This window comes from Streptacidiphilus jiangxiensis, from assembly GCF_900109465.1.
Classification (GTDB): Bacteria; Actinomycetota; Actinomycetes; order Streptomycetales; family Streptomycetaceae; genus Streptacidiphilus; species Streptacidiphilus jiangxiensis.
Map to the genome: position 1 here is coordinate 39,601 of NZ_FOAZ01000021.1, position 13,000 is coordinate 52,600.

17 protein-coding genes are annotated in these 13,000 nt (G+C 74.9%); 9 read left to right on the top strand and 8 right to left on the bottom strand.

Annotated elements, in window-relative coordinates; all coding sequences use genetic code 11:
* The first annotated feature begins 129 nt into the window (after window positions 1-129).
* On the top strand, window positions 130-1,188 hold the full coding sequence (locus tag BMY61_RS32625) for a VOC family protein (protein ID WP_176573051.1): 1,059 nt from the start codon (window positions 130-132) through the stop codon (window positions 1,186-1,188).
* A complete protein-coding gene (locus BMY61_RS32630; RefSeq protein WP_082015189.1) occupies window positions 1,185-1,685 on the top strand; it encodes a TIGR00725 family protein in 501 nt (166 codons plus the stop codon). Before BMY61_RS32625 ends, BMY61_RS32630 begins: the two co-directional genes overlap by 4 nt.
* Here the strand turns inward: BMY61_RS32630 and BMY61_RS32635 are convergent.
* Window positions 1,667-3,472, bottom strand: a complete 1,806-nt coding sequence (locus BMY61_RS32635) for a sigma-70 family RNA polymerase sigma factor (protein WP_244904228.1) — start codon at window positions 3,470-3,472, stop codon at window positions 1,667-1,669. The genes BMY61_RS32630 and BMY61_RS32635 overlap by 19 nt on opposite strands.
* A gap of 184 nt (window positions 3,473-3,656) precedes the next feature.
* Window positions 3,657-4,124 carry a DUF5709 domain-containing protein gene (locus BMY61_RS32640; protein ID WP_042451003.1) on the bottom strand — a complete coding sequence of 156 codons (468 nt, stop codon included), beginning with the start codon at window positions 4,122-4,124 and terminating at the stop codon, window positions 3,657-3,659.
* 323 nt (window positions 4,125-4,447) lie between these two features.
* Between BMY61_RS32640 and BMY61_RS32645 the strand changes: the two genes are divergently transcribed.
* Window positions 4,448-5,560, top strand: coding sequence for a site-2 protease family protein (locus BMY61_RS32645; RefSeq protein ID WP_042450893.1), 1,113 nt, complete (start codon window positions 4,448-4,450; stop codon window positions 5,558-5,560).
* On the opposite strand, the gene BMY61_RS32650 is transcribed toward BMY61_RS32645, so the two are convergent.
* A complete protein-coding gene (locus tag BMY61_RS32650; protein ID WP_143094641.1) occupies window positions 5,557-6,951 on the bottom strand; it encodes an alpha/beta fold hydrolase in 1,395 nt (464 codons plus the stop codon). The genes BMY61_RS32645 and BMY61_RS32650 overlap by 4 nt on opposite strands.
* A 119-nt stretch (window positions 6,952-7,070) precedes the next feature.
* Between BMY61_RS32650 and BMY61_RS32655 the strand changes: the two genes are divergently transcribed.
* Window positions 7,071-8,063 (top strand): ArsR/SmtB family transcription factor, encoded by a 993-nt coding sequence (locus tag BMY61_RS32655; RefSeq protein WP_042450891.1) that lies wholly within the window; start codon window positions 7,071-7,073, stop codon window positions 8,061-8,063.
* A 74-nt stretch (window positions 8,064-8,137) separates the two neighbouring features.
* On the opposite strand, the gene BMY61_RS32660 is transcribed toward BMY61_RS32655, so the two are convergent.
* Complete coding sequence (locus tag BMY61_RS32660; RefSeq protein WP_052438911.1) at window positions 8,138-8,926, bottom strand: glycerophosphodiester phosphodiesterase; 789 nt, start codon at window positions 8,924-8,926, stop codon at window positions 8,138-8,140.
* Between the two features lie 148 nt (window positions 8,927-9,074).
* Between BMY61_RS32660 and BMY61_RS46650 the strand changes: the two genes are divergently transcribed.
* On the top strand, window positions 9,075-9,251 hold the full coding sequence (locus BMY61_RS46650; RefSeq protein ID WP_161791283.1) for a hypothetical protein: 177 nt from the start codon (window positions 9,075-9,077) through the stop codon (window positions 9,249-9,251).
* 12 nt (window positions 9,252-9,263) lie between these two features.
* Here BMY61_RS46650 and BMY61_RS32665 read toward each other — a convergent pair whose 3' ends face one another.
* On the bottom strand, window positions 9,264-9,554 hold the full coding sequence (locus BMY61_RS32665) for a DUF5808 domain-containing protein (protein WP_042450889.1): 291 nt from the start codon (window positions 9,552-9,554) through the stop codon (window positions 9,264-9,266).
* Between the two features lie 142 nt (window positions 9,555-9,696).
* On the opposite strand from BMY61_RS32665, the gene BMY61_RS32670 reads away from it, so the two are divergent.
* Window positions 9,697-9,990, top strand: coding sequence for a dsRBD fold-containing protein (locus BMY61_RS32670; RefSeq protein WP_042450887.1), 294 nt, complete (start codon window positions 9,697-9,699; stop codon window positions 9,988-9,990).
* A 1-nt stretch (window position 9,991) separates the two neighbouring features.
* On the opposite strand, the gene BMY61_RS32675 is transcribed toward BMY61_RS32670, so the two are convergent.
* Together BMY61_RS32675 and BMY61_RS32680 are read right to left on the bottom strand one after the other, a co-directional pair.
* Window positions 9,992-10,645 carry a hypothetical protein gene (locus BMY61_RS32675; RefSeq protein WP_042450885.1) on the bottom strand — a complete coding sequence of 218 codons (654 nt, stop codon included), beginning with the start codon at window positions 10,643-10,645 and terminating at the stop codon, window positions 9,992-9,994.
* A gap of 72 nt (window positions 10,646-10,717) precedes the next feature.
* Window positions 10,718-10,999 carry a dsRBD fold-containing protein gene (locus BMY61_RS32680; protein WP_042450883.1) on the bottom strand — a complete coding sequence of 94 codons (282 nt, stop codon included), beginning with the start codon at window positions 10,997-10,999 and terminating at the stop codon, window positions 10,718-10,720.
* A gap of 155 nt (window positions 11,000-11,154) precedes the next feature.
* On the opposite strand from BMY61_RS32680, the gene BMY61_RS32685 reads away from it, so the two are divergent.
* From BMY61_RS32685 to BMY61_RS32695, 3 genes are all read left to right on the top strand, one after another.
* Entirely contained in the window at window positions 11,155-11,433 is a 279-nt protein-coding gene (locus tag BMY61_RS32685; RefSeq protein WP_042450997.1) for a metal-sensitive transcriptional regulator, read from the top strand.
* Between the two features lie 107 nt (window positions 11,434-11,540).
* On the top strand, window positions 11,541-11,912 hold the full coding sequence (locus BMY61_RS32690) for a hypothetical protein (RefSeq protein ID WP_042450881.1): 372 nt from the start codon (window positions 11,541-11,543) through the stop codon (window positions 11,910-11,912).
* A gap of 146 nt (window positions 11,913-12,058) precedes the next feature.
* Window positions 12,059-12,484 (top strand): ArsR/SmtB family transcription factor, encoded by a 426-nt coding sequence (locus BMY61_RS32695; RefSeq protein ID WP_082015188.1) that lies wholly within the window; start codon window positions 12,059-12,061, stop codon window positions 12,482-12,484.
* Here the strand turns inward: BMY61_RS32695 and BMY61_RS32700 are convergent.
* Complete coding sequence (locus BMY61_RS32700) at window positions 12,453-12,974, bottom strand: DUF2231 domain-containing protein (RefSeq protein WP_161791282.1); 522 nt, start codon at window positions 12,972-12,974, stop codon at window positions 12,453-12,455. The two genes, BMY61_RS32695 and BMY61_RS32700, sit on opposite strands and share 32 nt — an antisense overlap.
* Between the last annotated feature and the right edge of the window lie 26 nt (window positions 12,975-13,000).

Genomic DNA, 13,000 nt, shown 5'->3' on the forward strand with positions numbered 1-13,000 from the left:
CGAGCGGGCGGGGACACGGCGTGCGGGGGTCCCCGGGAGGAACGGAGGCGCGGCGTAGGATGGTTCGGAAGCGACCCAAGGTGGGCGTGGCACTAGCGCCGCCGCTGATCCGGGAGGCGAGGCGCACCGATGCCTGGAGACATTCCGGTCCATCCGGACCCCGACGTCTCGCCGCCGAGCGAGCCCGCGCCCAGGCCGGGCCCCCCGCGACCGGTCCCGCCCGCACCCACGCCGCCCGGCCCACCGGGCCGTCCCGAGCCGCTGCGTCCGCCGGACCCGGTGCGGCCGCCCGAGCCCGCCGAGCCGAGCGAACCCGGTGACCCGGGTGGCCCCGGAGAGCCGGGCGAGCCGGGAGAGCCGGGGGACCCCGAGGCGGCCCGGCCCCGGGTGCGCGGTGCGCGGGTGCGCGGGGTGAACGGCGCGCCGTCGTGGGTCAGCCTGATCGTGCGGGACCTCGCCGAGGCCGAGCGGTTCTACCACGGGCTGCTGGGCTGGGAGTTCGAGCAGGGCCCCGAGCTCCTCGGTCCGTTCGTCTACGTCGTCGTCGACGGCCGTAGGGTCGCCGGTATCAGCGAGGCCGGCGGGCTGGGCTTCGGCACCGGCTGGACCACCTTCTTCGGGGTCGGCGACGCCCACGAGAGCGCCCGGCGGATCGCGGACCGGGGCGGCACGATCGGGGTCGGTCCCGTGGCCATCGACGCCGGGCGCATCGTCGTCGCCAGGGACCCGGACGGTGCGAGCTTCGGTCTGTGGCAGGGCCCGGAGGAGCTGCCCGAGGCGTCGACCGCGCTGGCCGGCGTCCCCGCCTGGATCGAGCTGCGCACCGGCGACCCCTTCAAGTCCGCCCTCTTCTACGGCGAGGTCCTGGACTGGGACCCGGAGCTGTCCGACCGCACCGAGGTCGTCTGGGAGAACGAGCGCGTCGTCCTGCGCATCGACGACCGCAGCGTCGCGGCCATCGGCGGCCCCGAGCCGGTGACCGACGTGAGCACCCCGCCCGCCGCACCGGCCTGGCGCGTCTTCTTCGCCACCGCCGATCTGCCCCGCGCGCTGGCCCGCGCCGTGGAGCTCGGTGGCACGGTCGTCTCCGGACCCACCCCCACCCCCTACGGTCCCGTCGCGCAGCTCCAGGACCCGGTCGGCGCGCGCCTGTGCCTGATCCAGCCGCCGACGCCCAACGGCCCGTGAGCGACATCCCCTGCGTCCCCTATGTCGCGGTGATCGGCCCTGGTGAGGCGACCCCTGCGGAGTGCGACACGGCCGGGGAGGTCGGCCGCCGTCTCGCCGAGGCGGGCGCGGTGCTCGTCTGCGGCGGTCTCGGCGGCGTCATGGAGGCCGCCGCGCGCGGCGCGAGCGCGGCCGGTGGCACGACCGTCGGCCTGCTCCCCGGCCGCGACCGCTCGGCCGGCAACCCCCACCTCACCGTCTGCCTGCCCACCGGTCTCGGCGAGCTCCGCAACGGCCTGGTCGTCGGCACGGCCGACGCCGTGATCGCCGTCGGTGGCAGCTGGGGCACGATGAGCGAGATCGCGCTGGCCCTGCGCACCGGCAAACCCGTCGTCGCCCTCGCCGGCTGGGACCTGCGCCCGCCCAGCGGTGACGCCCCCGGCCCGCGCCCGGCGGCCACGCCCGAGGAAGCGGTGGCGCTGGCGGTCGGCCGTCCCCCTCAGTTGGAAAAGTCCTGAGTCAGCCAGACGTTGCCCGAGCTGTCGCGCATCACCGCGATGCCGACGTGGTGGAAGTCCGGGCTCAGGATGTTCTTGCGGTGGCCGTCGTCCGGTGGCTGCTCCGCCAGCATGGACCGGGTCAGGCCGACCGCCATGCCCGCGATGCCGGAGGTGGTGTCGGAGACCGGTCCGCCGGTGCCGATGTTCTCGCCCGCGTTGCTCCACTGGACGCCGGCGGCCGACTCGCGGCTGCCCAGCTGGGCCTCGCCCGGACAGTCGTGGGAGAGGCCGCAGCCGGTCGCCATCCGCTGGTTGTGCGCGGTGGAGCTGCTGCCGAGGCCCGTGCTGAGCTGGAGGGGTGCCAGCCCCTGCTGGGCGCGGGCCTGGTTGATGACCGTCAGGACCTGCTCGGCCGCGGCCTGGTCCGGGCTCGGGGGCACGGTGGTCGCCGAGGGCGTGGCGCTCGGCGACGGGGACGCCGATGCGCTCGCCGAGGGGCTCCGGGTCGGCGAGGGAGCGGCGGACGACGCGACGGAGACCGGTTGGGCCGCCGCGCTGTGCGTCCTCGTGCCGGTGGCCGCGGCGAGCCCCGCCGGCGCGCCCGGCGAGCCCCCGCCGCCCAGCAGGAGCGCGCCCGCGCCGACCGCGGCCGTGACCGTCGCCGTCGCGGCGGCCGCGAGCAGCAGCGGCTTGCCGGCGAACGGCCCGAACCGACCGTGGCCGCCGACCGCCCGGCGGTGCGAGGTCGGCCGGCGCTGCCCCGGTATCCGAGGCGCCTGCGGTTCCTGAGGCAGGTGCGGCCCCTGAGGTGTCTGGGGCACGTGCGGGCCCTGCGGTCCCTGGGGTCCATGCGGTCCATGCGGTTCCTGCGACGCCCAGGTGGCCTGGTGGGCGGGCACGGACGGGTGGGTCGTGGCGTGTGAGTCCGGGGCCTGGTCCGGGTGCCACGGGAGCGCGTCCGCCGCCGCAGCCAGGTGGTCGCCCGCGCCGACCCGACTGAGCAGCCACCCCAGATAGCCGACCGGCAGCGGGATCAGCGCGAGTCCCACCAGCAGCCGCTCCGGCGGCACCAGGTCCGCGCCGAGCGCGCCGCAGCGCCCGCACTCGCGCATGTGCCGGGCCAGTCGCTTGCGCCACAGGGCGCTCGGCCGCCCGTCCCACAGGTGCACCGTCCGGGCCAGCTCCGGGCAGCCGGGCTGGGCGGCGAGCGCGCGTACCACCAGACGGGCGCCCTCCAGTTGCGCCTTCATCCGCCCGACCCGGACCGTGACGTGGTGCGGGTCCAGACCGAGTGCGCCGGCCAGCTCCGTCCGGGTCAGGTGCCCGGCGGTCACCAGCCACCACAGCGACAGCAGCTCGCGGTCGTCCTGGTCCAGCCACCGCGTCGCCTCGACGGTCTCACGCCGCTGCCCCGACAGGCCCAGCTGCGTCAGCGTCAGGTCCTCGAAGTCCGCGCCCGGATCGGCGACCGCCGCGAGCTCGTCCAGCGCGCGCTCGTGCGTGTGCGGCGCGTTCGCGCGCGCCTGGGTGTGCCGACGTATCTGGTTCATGGTGACCGCGGCCAGCCAGGACCGGTACGCGGAGTCGTCCCGCAGGTCGGGCAGGCCCCGCAGCACCCGCAGCATCGTCTCCTGCACCACGTCGTCGACGTCCGCGCGGCCCGACAGCGCCCTGCCCACGATGTTGTAGACGAGCGGCAGGCTCTGTCCGACCAGCTCGTCCAGCGCCTCCTGCCGCCCGCCGCGCGCCGCCGCGACCAGCCCGGCCTCCACCGACCAGCCCACCATCCCGCGCTCCTCGCTCACGTCGGTTCCATCCGTACGTGAGAGGAGACCCTACGGAACGCGGGAGGTCACAGAAATCGGCCGGTCGGCGGCAAATTCCCGCCACTGGGGGGCATCCACGCCGGCGCGCCGCTCGCGCACCCGCTCGCACACCGCCCGCGCACCGGTCGCCCGGGGGTCCGCGCGCCGGTCGCGGATGGGTGGCTCACCACCCGCCGAGAACCGCCTCGGGGTCGTCCGTGGTGTGCATCGCGGCCTCTTCCGCGGTCGCGGCACCGCCGGAGATGCCCACGTCGGCGGCGATCAGGTGGCTGCGGGAGCCGTCGCTCTCCACGAGCCGCCCGGAGCGGGTCTCGCCCGCCTCCGGGTCCACCGGCTCGCCGTCGGTCCCGACGCAGTCGCCGATGCCGTCGCCGTCCGGCTCGCACACGTCCGGCGTCTCGGCGGCGAGTCGCTGGTCGAGCGTCTCGCGGTCCCGCTGCTCGGCGGCGGTGTTGCCGTACTTCCCGACCGCGAGCGGCCGTTCGGGTGGGGCGTAGCCCTCGTCGAGCGCGTCCTCCAGGCCGCGGTCCACGAGGGTGTCCTCGGGCTCCAGCTGGGCGAGGCCGTCCTGGACATCGCCGTCGTTGCTGGGCTGGTAGACGTCGTCCCCCATCAACTCGTCGTTCGACACGGTGCGCATCCCTTCCGGCCCGGCCATCCGGCTCGGGCCTCTCGGCGGAGCCGCGGAGCGAACCCGGCGGCGCTGACGGAGGCTGTTTCGATACTCCCACCAGCGGCCCCCGCCCGCCCGGCGGTGGCCGGGCGGCGCGCGGGGCCCGGCCACCGCCACCAGGCGGCAAACGGGCATCGAGTGGCCTTGATCGTCGGCACCTCCGCGGCCGCCAATCCGCGGCCGCCAACCCGCGACTGCCGACCGAGCGACTGCACGCACTGCTGTGTTCCATCGGACTGCCTCGGGAACACTCCCTGTAGGAGCCAAGGAGGCGGGGCGCGATGAGGGGTTCGGCGCCGTTCGGGCACCTGTTCGGGATACCGGTGCGGGTGCACTGGAGCGCGCCGGTGCTGGTTGCTGTGCTGGCGTTCGGGCTGGGTGGGCAGACACTGCCCGTGTGGCTGCCCGGGCGGGGTGGCGGTTTCTACACGGGTGCCGGCCTGCTCGGGGCCCTGCTGCTGGTCGCGAGCCTGATGGCGCACGAGCTCGCGCACGCGCTCGCCGCTCGGCGCGCGGGGACCAACGTGGACTCGATGACGCTGTGGGCCCTCGGCGGTGTCACCCGGATCGGGCGGCTGACCGCGCCGGCCCGGGAGCTGTGGGTGGCCCTCGTCGGCCCGCTGACGAGCCTCGCGCTGGCCGGCGTCGGCCTCGGCCTCGGCTGGGTCGCGATGCGGCAGCTGGCGTGGGACGTGCCGGCGGCGCTGCTGATCTGGTGCGGCGTGGTGAACCTGCTGCTCGCCGTGTTCAACCTGCTGCCCGCCGCGCCCCTGGACGGCGGGCGCGTGCTGCAGGCGCTGCTGTGGTGGCGGGCCGGCGATCGGGAACGCGCGGAGCGCCAGGCGGGCCGGTGCGGTCAGGTGCTGGCCGTCCTGCTGCTTGCGGGTGGCTGGATCGCGCTGGTGCGCGGTGCCGGCGTGGGGCTGTGGATGCTTGCGATGGGCGGCTTCCTCGCGCTGGCGGCGGCCGCGGAGATCCAGCACGCGACGATCGCCATGGCGCTGCGCGGCCGCCGGGTGGACGAGGTGATGACCGCGCCCGCCCCCACCTGGCCGGACTGGACGTCGGTGGGCCGCTGCCTGGCGGAGAGCGGCCCGTGGCGCGCGACCGGCGCGGTGCCGGTGGTCGACTTCGACGGCCGCCCGAGCGGTGTCGTACGGCTACGGTCGCTGATCGCGGTCCCGGACCGGCTCCGCGAGCAGGTGCGGGTGCGGGACGTGGCCGTCCCGCTCTCCGGGTGCGCGACGGCCGCGCCGGACGTGGAACTCGCCGGCGCGACCCTGGACGCGGCCCTGTCGCGGCCGCCGCTGCTGGTCCTGGACGCCGGCCGCCTGGTCGGCGTCGTCACCAACGCCGACCTCGCGGTCCTGGTGAACGCCCGCCGTCGGCGTTAGCTCGCGAGCAGGAAGGCGTAGGCGGCCTGGCGGCCGAGGTCGCTCGCCGCGTGCGTCTGCACCGAGTGCGACGCGCCCGGGACCACGACGACCTTGCCGTTCGCGACGAGCGCGGCCTCCTGGTAGAGGCAGGCGAGCGGCGTGGACAGGTCCCGGTCGCCACCGATCAGCAGCACCCGGACGTTGCCCGGGATGTGCCGGTTCGCGGCCGGGGCCGGCGGCACCTGCTCGCGGGGCCAGGACAGGCAGGCCAGCAGTGAGCCGAAGCCCGTCGCGGTGGCGGCGTCGAACGGGGCCACCTCGACGGGCGTGAGTCGGTCGCGGGTGGCGGCCAGGGCGGCCGGGCGCGTGGCCACGGGGGTGTCGCCGGTGCCCCAGGGGAAGACGCCGTCGGCGCAGAGTGTCGAGGCGTGCAGTCCTTGGCTGAGCTGGTCCGGGGTCGCCGCCGAGCCCTGCTGCACGCCCGCGACGATCCCGTCGAGGGCGCCCGTCGAGCCCTGCGCCGCCTGGTGGATGGCGGTCAGCATCGCGGTGTAGTTCGGGTCGACGAACTCGTAGCTGGTGAGGGTGTCCAGCAGCACGACGCCGTCGTGGTAGTGGCGCACGACGGCGGCGACGTCGGCGGCCGGGTCGAAGCCGCAGTTCACCGCCGCGCAGGAGGCCCGCAGCACGCGCGGCACGGCCTGGATCGCGGCCAGGTCCAGCGCGTCGTAGCCGGTCTGCGGGACGACGGAGTCCAGGACCATCCGGGAGACGTGCGCGGGGTGGGCGAGGGCGTAGCGCTCGGCGGTGAACGTGCCGTAGGAGACACCGTCCAGGGAGACGCGGTCGTCGCCGAGGGCGCGCCGCAGGTCGTCCAGGTCGGCGACGGTGTCGGCGGTCGAGTAGAAGCGACGGTCGGGACCGAGCGCCGCGGCGCAGTCGGTGACCGCCCCGGCGGTGGGCGCGGTCAGGTCCGAGGAGCCCATCTGCGTCTGCAGCTCCGGGCACTGCAGCGCGTTCGCGCCCGTCCCGCGCTGGTCGATGAAGACGATCCGGTACTGCGCGAGCAGGGGCTGGATCCTCGGCAGCACCCGGGGCGCCAGCGGCTCGTCGGGCTGGCCGGGGCCGCCGGACAGGAAGACCAGATCACCCTTGGCCGGGTGGGCGTTGCGCGTCACCGCCACGCGCAGGTCCAACGTGCCGCGGACCGTCCCGCTGTGGTCCAGCGGGACGGTGAGGGTCGAGCAGATCAGGTCCGCCTCGTCGGGGCAGGGCGCGGTGCCCGTCAGCGCGGGACGTGCCCGGGCCGCGTCGGTCGACGGGTGCGCGGCGGGGGACGACGCGGCGCAGGCCACGGTCGCGGTCATGGTGACCGCCACGGCCAACCCGGTCGCGGGGAGAAGTCTCATGGGCCCAGCCTGGGCCGCGGCACTGACGGCGGGCCACCGACTGTGCCACGATTCGACCACGTTCGAAGGTTTCGGGCGGGTGGGTGCGCGGGGGCGCAGAGTACGGGGGCACAGCGGGGATGATCCAAGTCGTTCTGGACGCGGACGCGTTGGCGCGCACGCGGTTCGTCGTCTCACCGCTGCACGAGCTCGTGGCGACCCTGTTCGCGTGGCCGCACCAGCCCCGGCCGCAGGCCCGCCCGATGCTCGTCCGCGCCCGGGCGGCGCTGCGCGGCCCCGGCCTGCCGCTGCTGACCACGCTGGCCGGTACGGGCACCGGTTACATCCCCGACTTCCTCTCCCCGCATCCCGACAGCCCCGCGCCGAGCGTCGCCGAGCAGCTGGACCAGGTCGCGGCGACACCGGCCGAGCGTGTCGAGGCGGAGTTGGAGGCGCTGACGCGTGGCCGCCCGCTGGCCGGCCTGGCGCCGAGCGACAGCCCCGGAGCGGTCGCCGAGCTGCTCGCCGCCGGCGGACGGCGGCTTGCCGTGCAGGCGGCGGAGGAGCTGCGCCGCTACTGGCAGCTCGTCGTCGCCCCGGAGTGGGACGCGGCCCGCGCCGTACTGGAGGCGGACGTCGCCCACCGTGCGCAGACGCTGGCGCGCCAGGGCGCCGGGCAGCTGATCCCCTCGCTGCATCCTTCGCTCGGCTGGGACGGGCGGGCGCTGAGCATCGAGAGCCGCTACTACGTGACGCTCCCCGCGCCGATGATCGTCTTCGTGCCGTCCCTGGTCGCCTCGGCGGTCGGCGCGGCGATCGACCCCGTCTACGAGCTGGAGCCGCGGGCGCCGGTGATCACCTACCCCGCCGTCCCCTCCGCGCCCTCCGGCCCGCCGGCCTCCGCCGACCTGCGCCGTCTGCTCGGCGTCACGCGCGCCGACCTCCTCGCGACGCTGACCGCCCCCGCGACGACGGGCACGCTCGCGGAGCAGCACTACCTCACCGCGCCGACGGTCTCGTACCACCTCGGCATCCTGCTGCGCGCGGGCCTGGTCACCCGCGAACGCGCGGGCCGCGAGGTCCGCTACCGCCGCACCGAGCGCGGCACGCGCCTGACCCGGACGGGCAGCTGAGCCAGGAGCCGCACGTGCACCCCCAGGGGTGCGAGCAACCACCGGCGTGCGGCCGGCCCCGCTCGTTCGGCGCGCTACGTGGGTGGGTGGCTTGGCGTGCAGTTGCCCGCGCCCCTCGGGTGGGTGCAAGTGAGCATGCCGAGCAGAGCAACCGGGTCGTTGGTGATGATGACGTCCGCGCCCAGGCGGGCCAGGCGTGCCATGCGCTTGGGGCGGTCCACCGTCCAGACGCTGACCGCGAGGTCGTGGCGGCGGGCGAAGGAGACCAACGGGCGGGTGAGGCGGTGGTGCTCGACGTTGAGGTACTGCGGGCGGATGCGGGCCAGCACGCTGCGGCGCGGTGGGAGGAAGGACTCCCAGCTCAGCGCGATGCGGGCGGTCGGGCTCGCCGCGCGGACGCGCGCCAGCGCGGCACGGTGGCCGGCGAAGACGCAGGTGTCGAGGAGGCCGAGCTCGCGGACCAGGGCGAGGGAGGCGTCGCCCTCGGCGGGGCCGGGGACGTCGACCATGACGGTGACGCCCGCCTCCGCGCAGAGGGTGAGGCCCTCGCGCAGCGTGGGGACGCCCGCGCCGGCCGGGCCGGGCAGGGCCGCGAGCTCGGCGGCGTCGAGGTCGGTGACGGGGCGCGGGAGACCCCAGAGACGCTGCAGCGTGGCGTCGTGGAGCAGCACGGGCGTGCCGCAGCGGGCGAGCCGGACGTCGACCTCGACCCAGTCGGTGCCTGCCGTCAGCGCCGCGCGCAGGGACGGGAGGGTATTTTCGCGGGCGAGCCGTGGCGCGCCCCGGTGCGCGACCACGGCGATGCGTCGGGCGGCCGCAGGCGCCGCGCCGAGCAGCCCGGTGTCGTCCTCGGCCGCCGCCATGGGAACCCGTCCCCTCCGCTGTCCGCCACCGGCTGTCCGGTGTGCGGACAGGCTACCCGGGTGTTGACGCGGGACGGTGGATGATCTGTCATGGTGCCTCGACCGGGGGCATCGCCGCGATCAGCCAAGGAAGCGAAGGAGACGTCGCATGGAGCCGGATCGGCCCGAGGAGCTCTCGGTGCCCACGTCGAAGGCCGAGTCGGAGCCCGTCACTCCGATGTCGATGCTGGACGCGGTCGGCCGCCTCAGCCCGGAGCAGGCGGGGCTCCTCGGCGTCCTGATCGGCCTGCGCCGCCTCGACGACGGCCCGCCGCGGGAGGCATGAGCCGGACCGGCGCTAGTCGCGCGGCGGCAGGACCGGGCGGGCGAGGCGGGCGAGGTTGACGCCGTAGCCGACGCCGAAGGCGTGGGGCGTGAACAGGGCGTTGTTGTCCGGGTCCCAGAACTCCGCGCGCACCCGCGCGGGCGTGGGCGGCCGGAAGTCGTAGGGCAGGCCGAGGATGCGCCCGTGCCAGGTCCGTTCCTCCGGGGGCTGCCGCAGCTCCTTCAGTACCGCGGCAGCCACGACACCGACCACGGTGAGCAGGACGACACGGTTCAGGGTCCGATTGTCATGACGGGTGGTCATGGCACGACGTTACCGCCGTGTGCTCGCAGCGGGTGTTTTCCGGCGGCAGATCTTCCCCTGGCCCTTCCCGCGTGGCGCACTGGAAGCAGACGTTCCGCGCGGCGCGGTGCCCGCAGCGGCGCCGCGCTGATAGGAGAAGACCATGGACGAAAGCCCCGACCGCCCCCCTGAGACCCAGGGCCGGCACACGAAGACCTGGACGGTCCGCGTGGACCTGTTCGAGGACGGCGACGTCACCAGCGCCCACGCGGTGATGGACTGCGGGGGAGATCGGCTGCAGGCGCATTCCGCGTCGCTGCGCGACCCGGTGGACCGGCCGGTGGCGGAGATCGGGGACGAGTTCGCCGCCGGGCGGGCACTGGTCGACCTCGGCTACCAACTGCTGCGCGCCGGACAGGCGGGCACCCGGGCGAACACCGTGCTGCCGGGAGAGTGATTCAGCCCTGCTCCTCGGCTCGCCGCTTGACGCCGAGCAGCATCTTCCGCTCCATCACCAGGCCGACGGGTTCCACCACGTAGAGGGCGACGAGCCGGGCCGTGGGCGAGGCGCCCGGCTGCTCGATGCGGTTGCGGCTGACCAGCCGGGTGCTGCGGCCGCGCGGGTGGAGGGAGAAGGACCAGACCCACTGCCCGTCCTGCGAGCGCAGCACGAGGAACTGCTCGGGCTCGACCTCCGCGACCTCCAGCGCAGGTCCGCGGCGTCCGAGCGGGAGCAGGTCGCCGGGCTTGGGCTCCCGGTAGCCGGGAACGGGTTCCCCGGCTCCCGGGGTGGAGCCGTTCTGCCGGTCCAGCCCCCGGTGCCGGTCCAGACCGACGAGGCTCTCGATCCAGTCGTAGGTGTAGACGCCGCCGCGGCCCGGCCCGAGCCGGACGAGCCAGGGCCAGACGGCCGAGGGCCGGGCCCGGACGGTGACGGCGCGGGTGGAGACCACGGGGGCGGCCGGGAGCAGGTCGTCACCGGGCATCGCCCGGCCGACCTCGACCGCGCTCGCGCCCCAGGTGAGGCAGGCGCGGCGCCACAACCACGGGTAGCCCGCGGTGGCGACCACGGCCGCCGTCGCACCGGCTCCCAGCAGGCTCCTGGCTCGCATGGTTCCCTCCCTGGTGTCGTCGTGCCGAGGCCGATGCCGAGGCCGCCACCGCCGTCGCGGGTCCGCGACCGGTCAGCCGAAGCGGCCGTCCTCCTCCGCCGCGGCGTCGACCATGCCCGCGCGCAGGAGCTGGCGACCGAGTTCGATCAGGGCGCGGCCCGCCGCGTACTCGTCGCCGATGTCCGCGATGGCGAGGTCGTGCGGGTTGCGGTGGGAGGAGCCGTTGCCCTCCAGGGTGCGTTCGGCGGTTTCCAGAACGGCGTGCGCGCGGGTGTCGTCGCCCTCCTCGAAGAGGTCGATCGTCAGGGACCAGCGCTTGGCCTGGAGTGGGGCGGGGATGGTCGGCGATGTCATGGCGGTGTCCCGGGGTCGTGGTCGCCGTCCGCGTGCTGGCCCCCCACGCGCGGCGCGACGACGCGTCGCTGCTTCGCGCGGACACTCCCACGGTACTCAGCTTCGCCCTGCGGGGACAGGGGTCCGACGGATACCCCCTGGGGTACGATCGAACCATGAAGGTGGACGAAGAGGCTCAGGGTGCCGTGCTCAACCGGCTGCGCCGGGCGCAGGGTCAGCTCGCCGGTGTCATCGCGATGATCGAGGCCGGTCGGGACTGCAAGGACGTCGTCACGCAGCTCGCCGCGGTGTCGCGGGCGCTGGACCGGGCGGGGTTCAAGATCGTCGCGAGTGGCATGCGGCAGTGCATGGTCGCGGCCGAGGAGGGTGGTGCGGCCGACGCCGCGCCGATGACCGAGGCCGAGCTGGAGAAGCTCTTCCTCACCCTCGCCTGAGGGTCCGTCGGGGCGCGGGCGCGCACGATACCGTGAGCGTTCGCGCCATTTGCATACTTCGGCAATTAACGATGTGCGACTGAGTGGTCACGCCTAGCGTCCATTCCATGGCGAACACGGACATCGCACTCAAGGAAGCCATGACCATCGACGGCGCGCTCGGCGCCGCGCTGGTCGACCTGGCCAGCGGCATGAGCCTCGGGGTCCTCGGCGGCACCTCCGAACTCGACCCGGCGGTCGCGGCCGCCGGCCACACCGACCTGGTGCGCGCCAAACAGCGCACCATGCAGATGCTCGGTGTCGACGGGCAGATCGAGGACATCCTGATCACCCTGACCCGGCAGTACCACCTGATCCGCCCCCTCACCGCCAAGACCGGCGCAGGGCTCTTCCTGGTCCTCATCCTCGACCGACAGCGCGCCAACCTGGCCATGGCCCGGCGCAGGCTGCAGCTGATCGAGGGCGAGCTGGACCTGTGAGCCCCCAGTCGAGGCGCAGCGGAGGCTGGGGAGCGCCGGAGCGGGGTACGGGTGCGGACGGCGCCCTGCCGATCGGGGCGCCACCGGCCGAAGGCCGGGGGTGGGGCCGGGACGGAGAGCGTCCGGAAGTCCAGCGCTCGCAGAGCATGCCGCCGCCGCTGTACCAGCGCAAGGCGGAGTTCTTCCGGCTGCTCGGCCACCCCGTGCGGATCCGGGCGCTGGAGCTGCTGAGCATCGGTCCGACGAGCGTGCGGGCCCTGCTGGACGACATCGGCGCGGAGCCCGCCTACCTCTCGCAGCAGCTCGCAGTGCTGCGTCGGGCCGGGGTGGTCACCTCGCACCGCGAGGGCGCGCTCGTCGTCTACCGGCTGACCGGCCCGGACGTGGCCGACCTGCTGCGCGTGGCACGCCGGATCCTCGCCGAGCTGCTGGCCGGGCAGCAGCGACTGCTCGACGAGCTGCGGGCCGACCCGGAATTCGAGGTCGACGCGGTGGACGCCGCCGGCCCGGACGTCGACCCCGACGGCGACGCACAGGAGGTCACGCCGCGTGCCGACGCGGCATGTGGATGACCTGGTGGTTGACCACCTCGGCCTCGGCGGCGCGCTGCTCCTCGGTCAGGCGCACCCCCATGTGGTAGTCCTGCACCAGGATCCAGCCGAGAAAGCCCGCGGCGGCCGTGGTGACGACGCCGACGGAGGCGAGCACGATCCCGAGGACCGCGCTGACCGGCGGGCCGTTCCAGTGCGCGGCGTAGCGGCCGAGCGTGATCGCGAACAGCACGAGGGCGAGGACGTTGAGCGCGCCGTGGGCCTGCGCGACGTTCCTGGCCGCGGTGCGGTTCGGGATGCCGTACACGGCGTCGGCGAGACCGGGCATCGCCGCCAGCAGTGCGCCGCCCACACCGGCGACGTTCATGGCGATGGCGAGGTTGAGCCAGAACTGGTCGCCGCTCGCCCCGTAGACGGCGAAGGCCACCAGTGTTCCGGTGTAGCCGGTGACGGGGTAGGCGACCAGCATCGGGTGCAAAGGGTGTCCGGCGATATTGATCCTGCTGGGCATGGTGCCTCCAACCCTCGGCACCATTC

Bases quoted from the DNA above. Each gene is read 5' to 3' on its own strand.
- BMY61_RS32625 (WP_176573051.1), top strand. From the start codon at position 130: ATGCCTGGAGACATTCCGGTCCATCCGGACCCCGACGTCTCGCCGCCG.
- BMY61_RS32645 (WP_042450893.1), top strand. From the start codon at position 4,448: ATGAGGGGTTCGGCGCCGTTCGGGCACCTGTTCGGGATACCGGTGCGG.
- BMY61_RS32650 (WP_143094641.1), bottom strand. From the start codon at position 6,951: ATGAGACTTCTCCCCGCGACCGGGTTGGCCGTGGCGGTCACCATGACC.
- BMY61_RS32655 (WP_042450891.1), top strand. From the start codon at position 7,071: ATGATCCAAGTCGTTCTGGACGCGGACGCGTTGGCGCGCACGCGGTTC.
- BMY61_RS32660 (WP_052438911.1), bottom strand. From the start codon at position 8,926: ATGGCGGCGGCCGAGGACGACACCGGGCTGCTCGGCGCGGCGCCTGCG.
- BMY61_RS46650 (WP_161791283.1), top strand. From the start codon at position 9,075: ATGGAGCCGGATCGGCCCGAGGAGCTCTCGGTGCCCACGTCGAAGGCC.
- BMY61_RS32665 (WP_042450889.1), bottom strand. From the start codon at position 9,554: ATGACCACCCGTCATGACAATCGGACCCTGAACCGTGTCGTCCTGCTC.
- BMY61_RS32670 (WP_042450887.1), top strand. From the start codon at position 9,697: ATGGACGAAAGCCCCGACCGCCCCCCTGAGACCCAGGGCCGGCACACG.
- BMY61_RS32675 (WP_042450885.1), bottom strand. From the start codon at position 10,645: ATGCGAGCCAGGAGCCTGCTGGGAGCCGGTGCGACGGCGGCCGTGGTC.
- BMY61_RS32680 (WP_042450883.1), bottom strand. From the start codon at position 10,999: ATGACATCGCCGACCATCCCCGCCCCACTCCAGGCCAAGCGCTGGTCC.
- BMY61_RS32685 (WP_042450997.1), top strand. From the start codon at position 11,155: ATGAAGGTGGACGAAGAGGCTCAGGGTGCCGTGCTCAACCGGCTGCGC.
- BMY61_RS32690 (WP_042450881.1), top strand. From the start codon at position 11,541: ATGGCGAACACGGACATCGCACTCAAGGAAGCCATGACCATCGACGGC.
- BMY61_RS32695 (WP_082015188.1), top strand. From the start codon at position 12,059: ATGCCGCCGCCGCTGTACCAGCGCAAGGCGGAGTTCTTCCGGCTGCTC.
- BMY61_RS32700 (WP_161791282.1), bottom strand. From the start codon at position 12,974: ATGCCCAGCAGGATCAATATCGCCGGACACCCTTTGCACCCGATGCTG.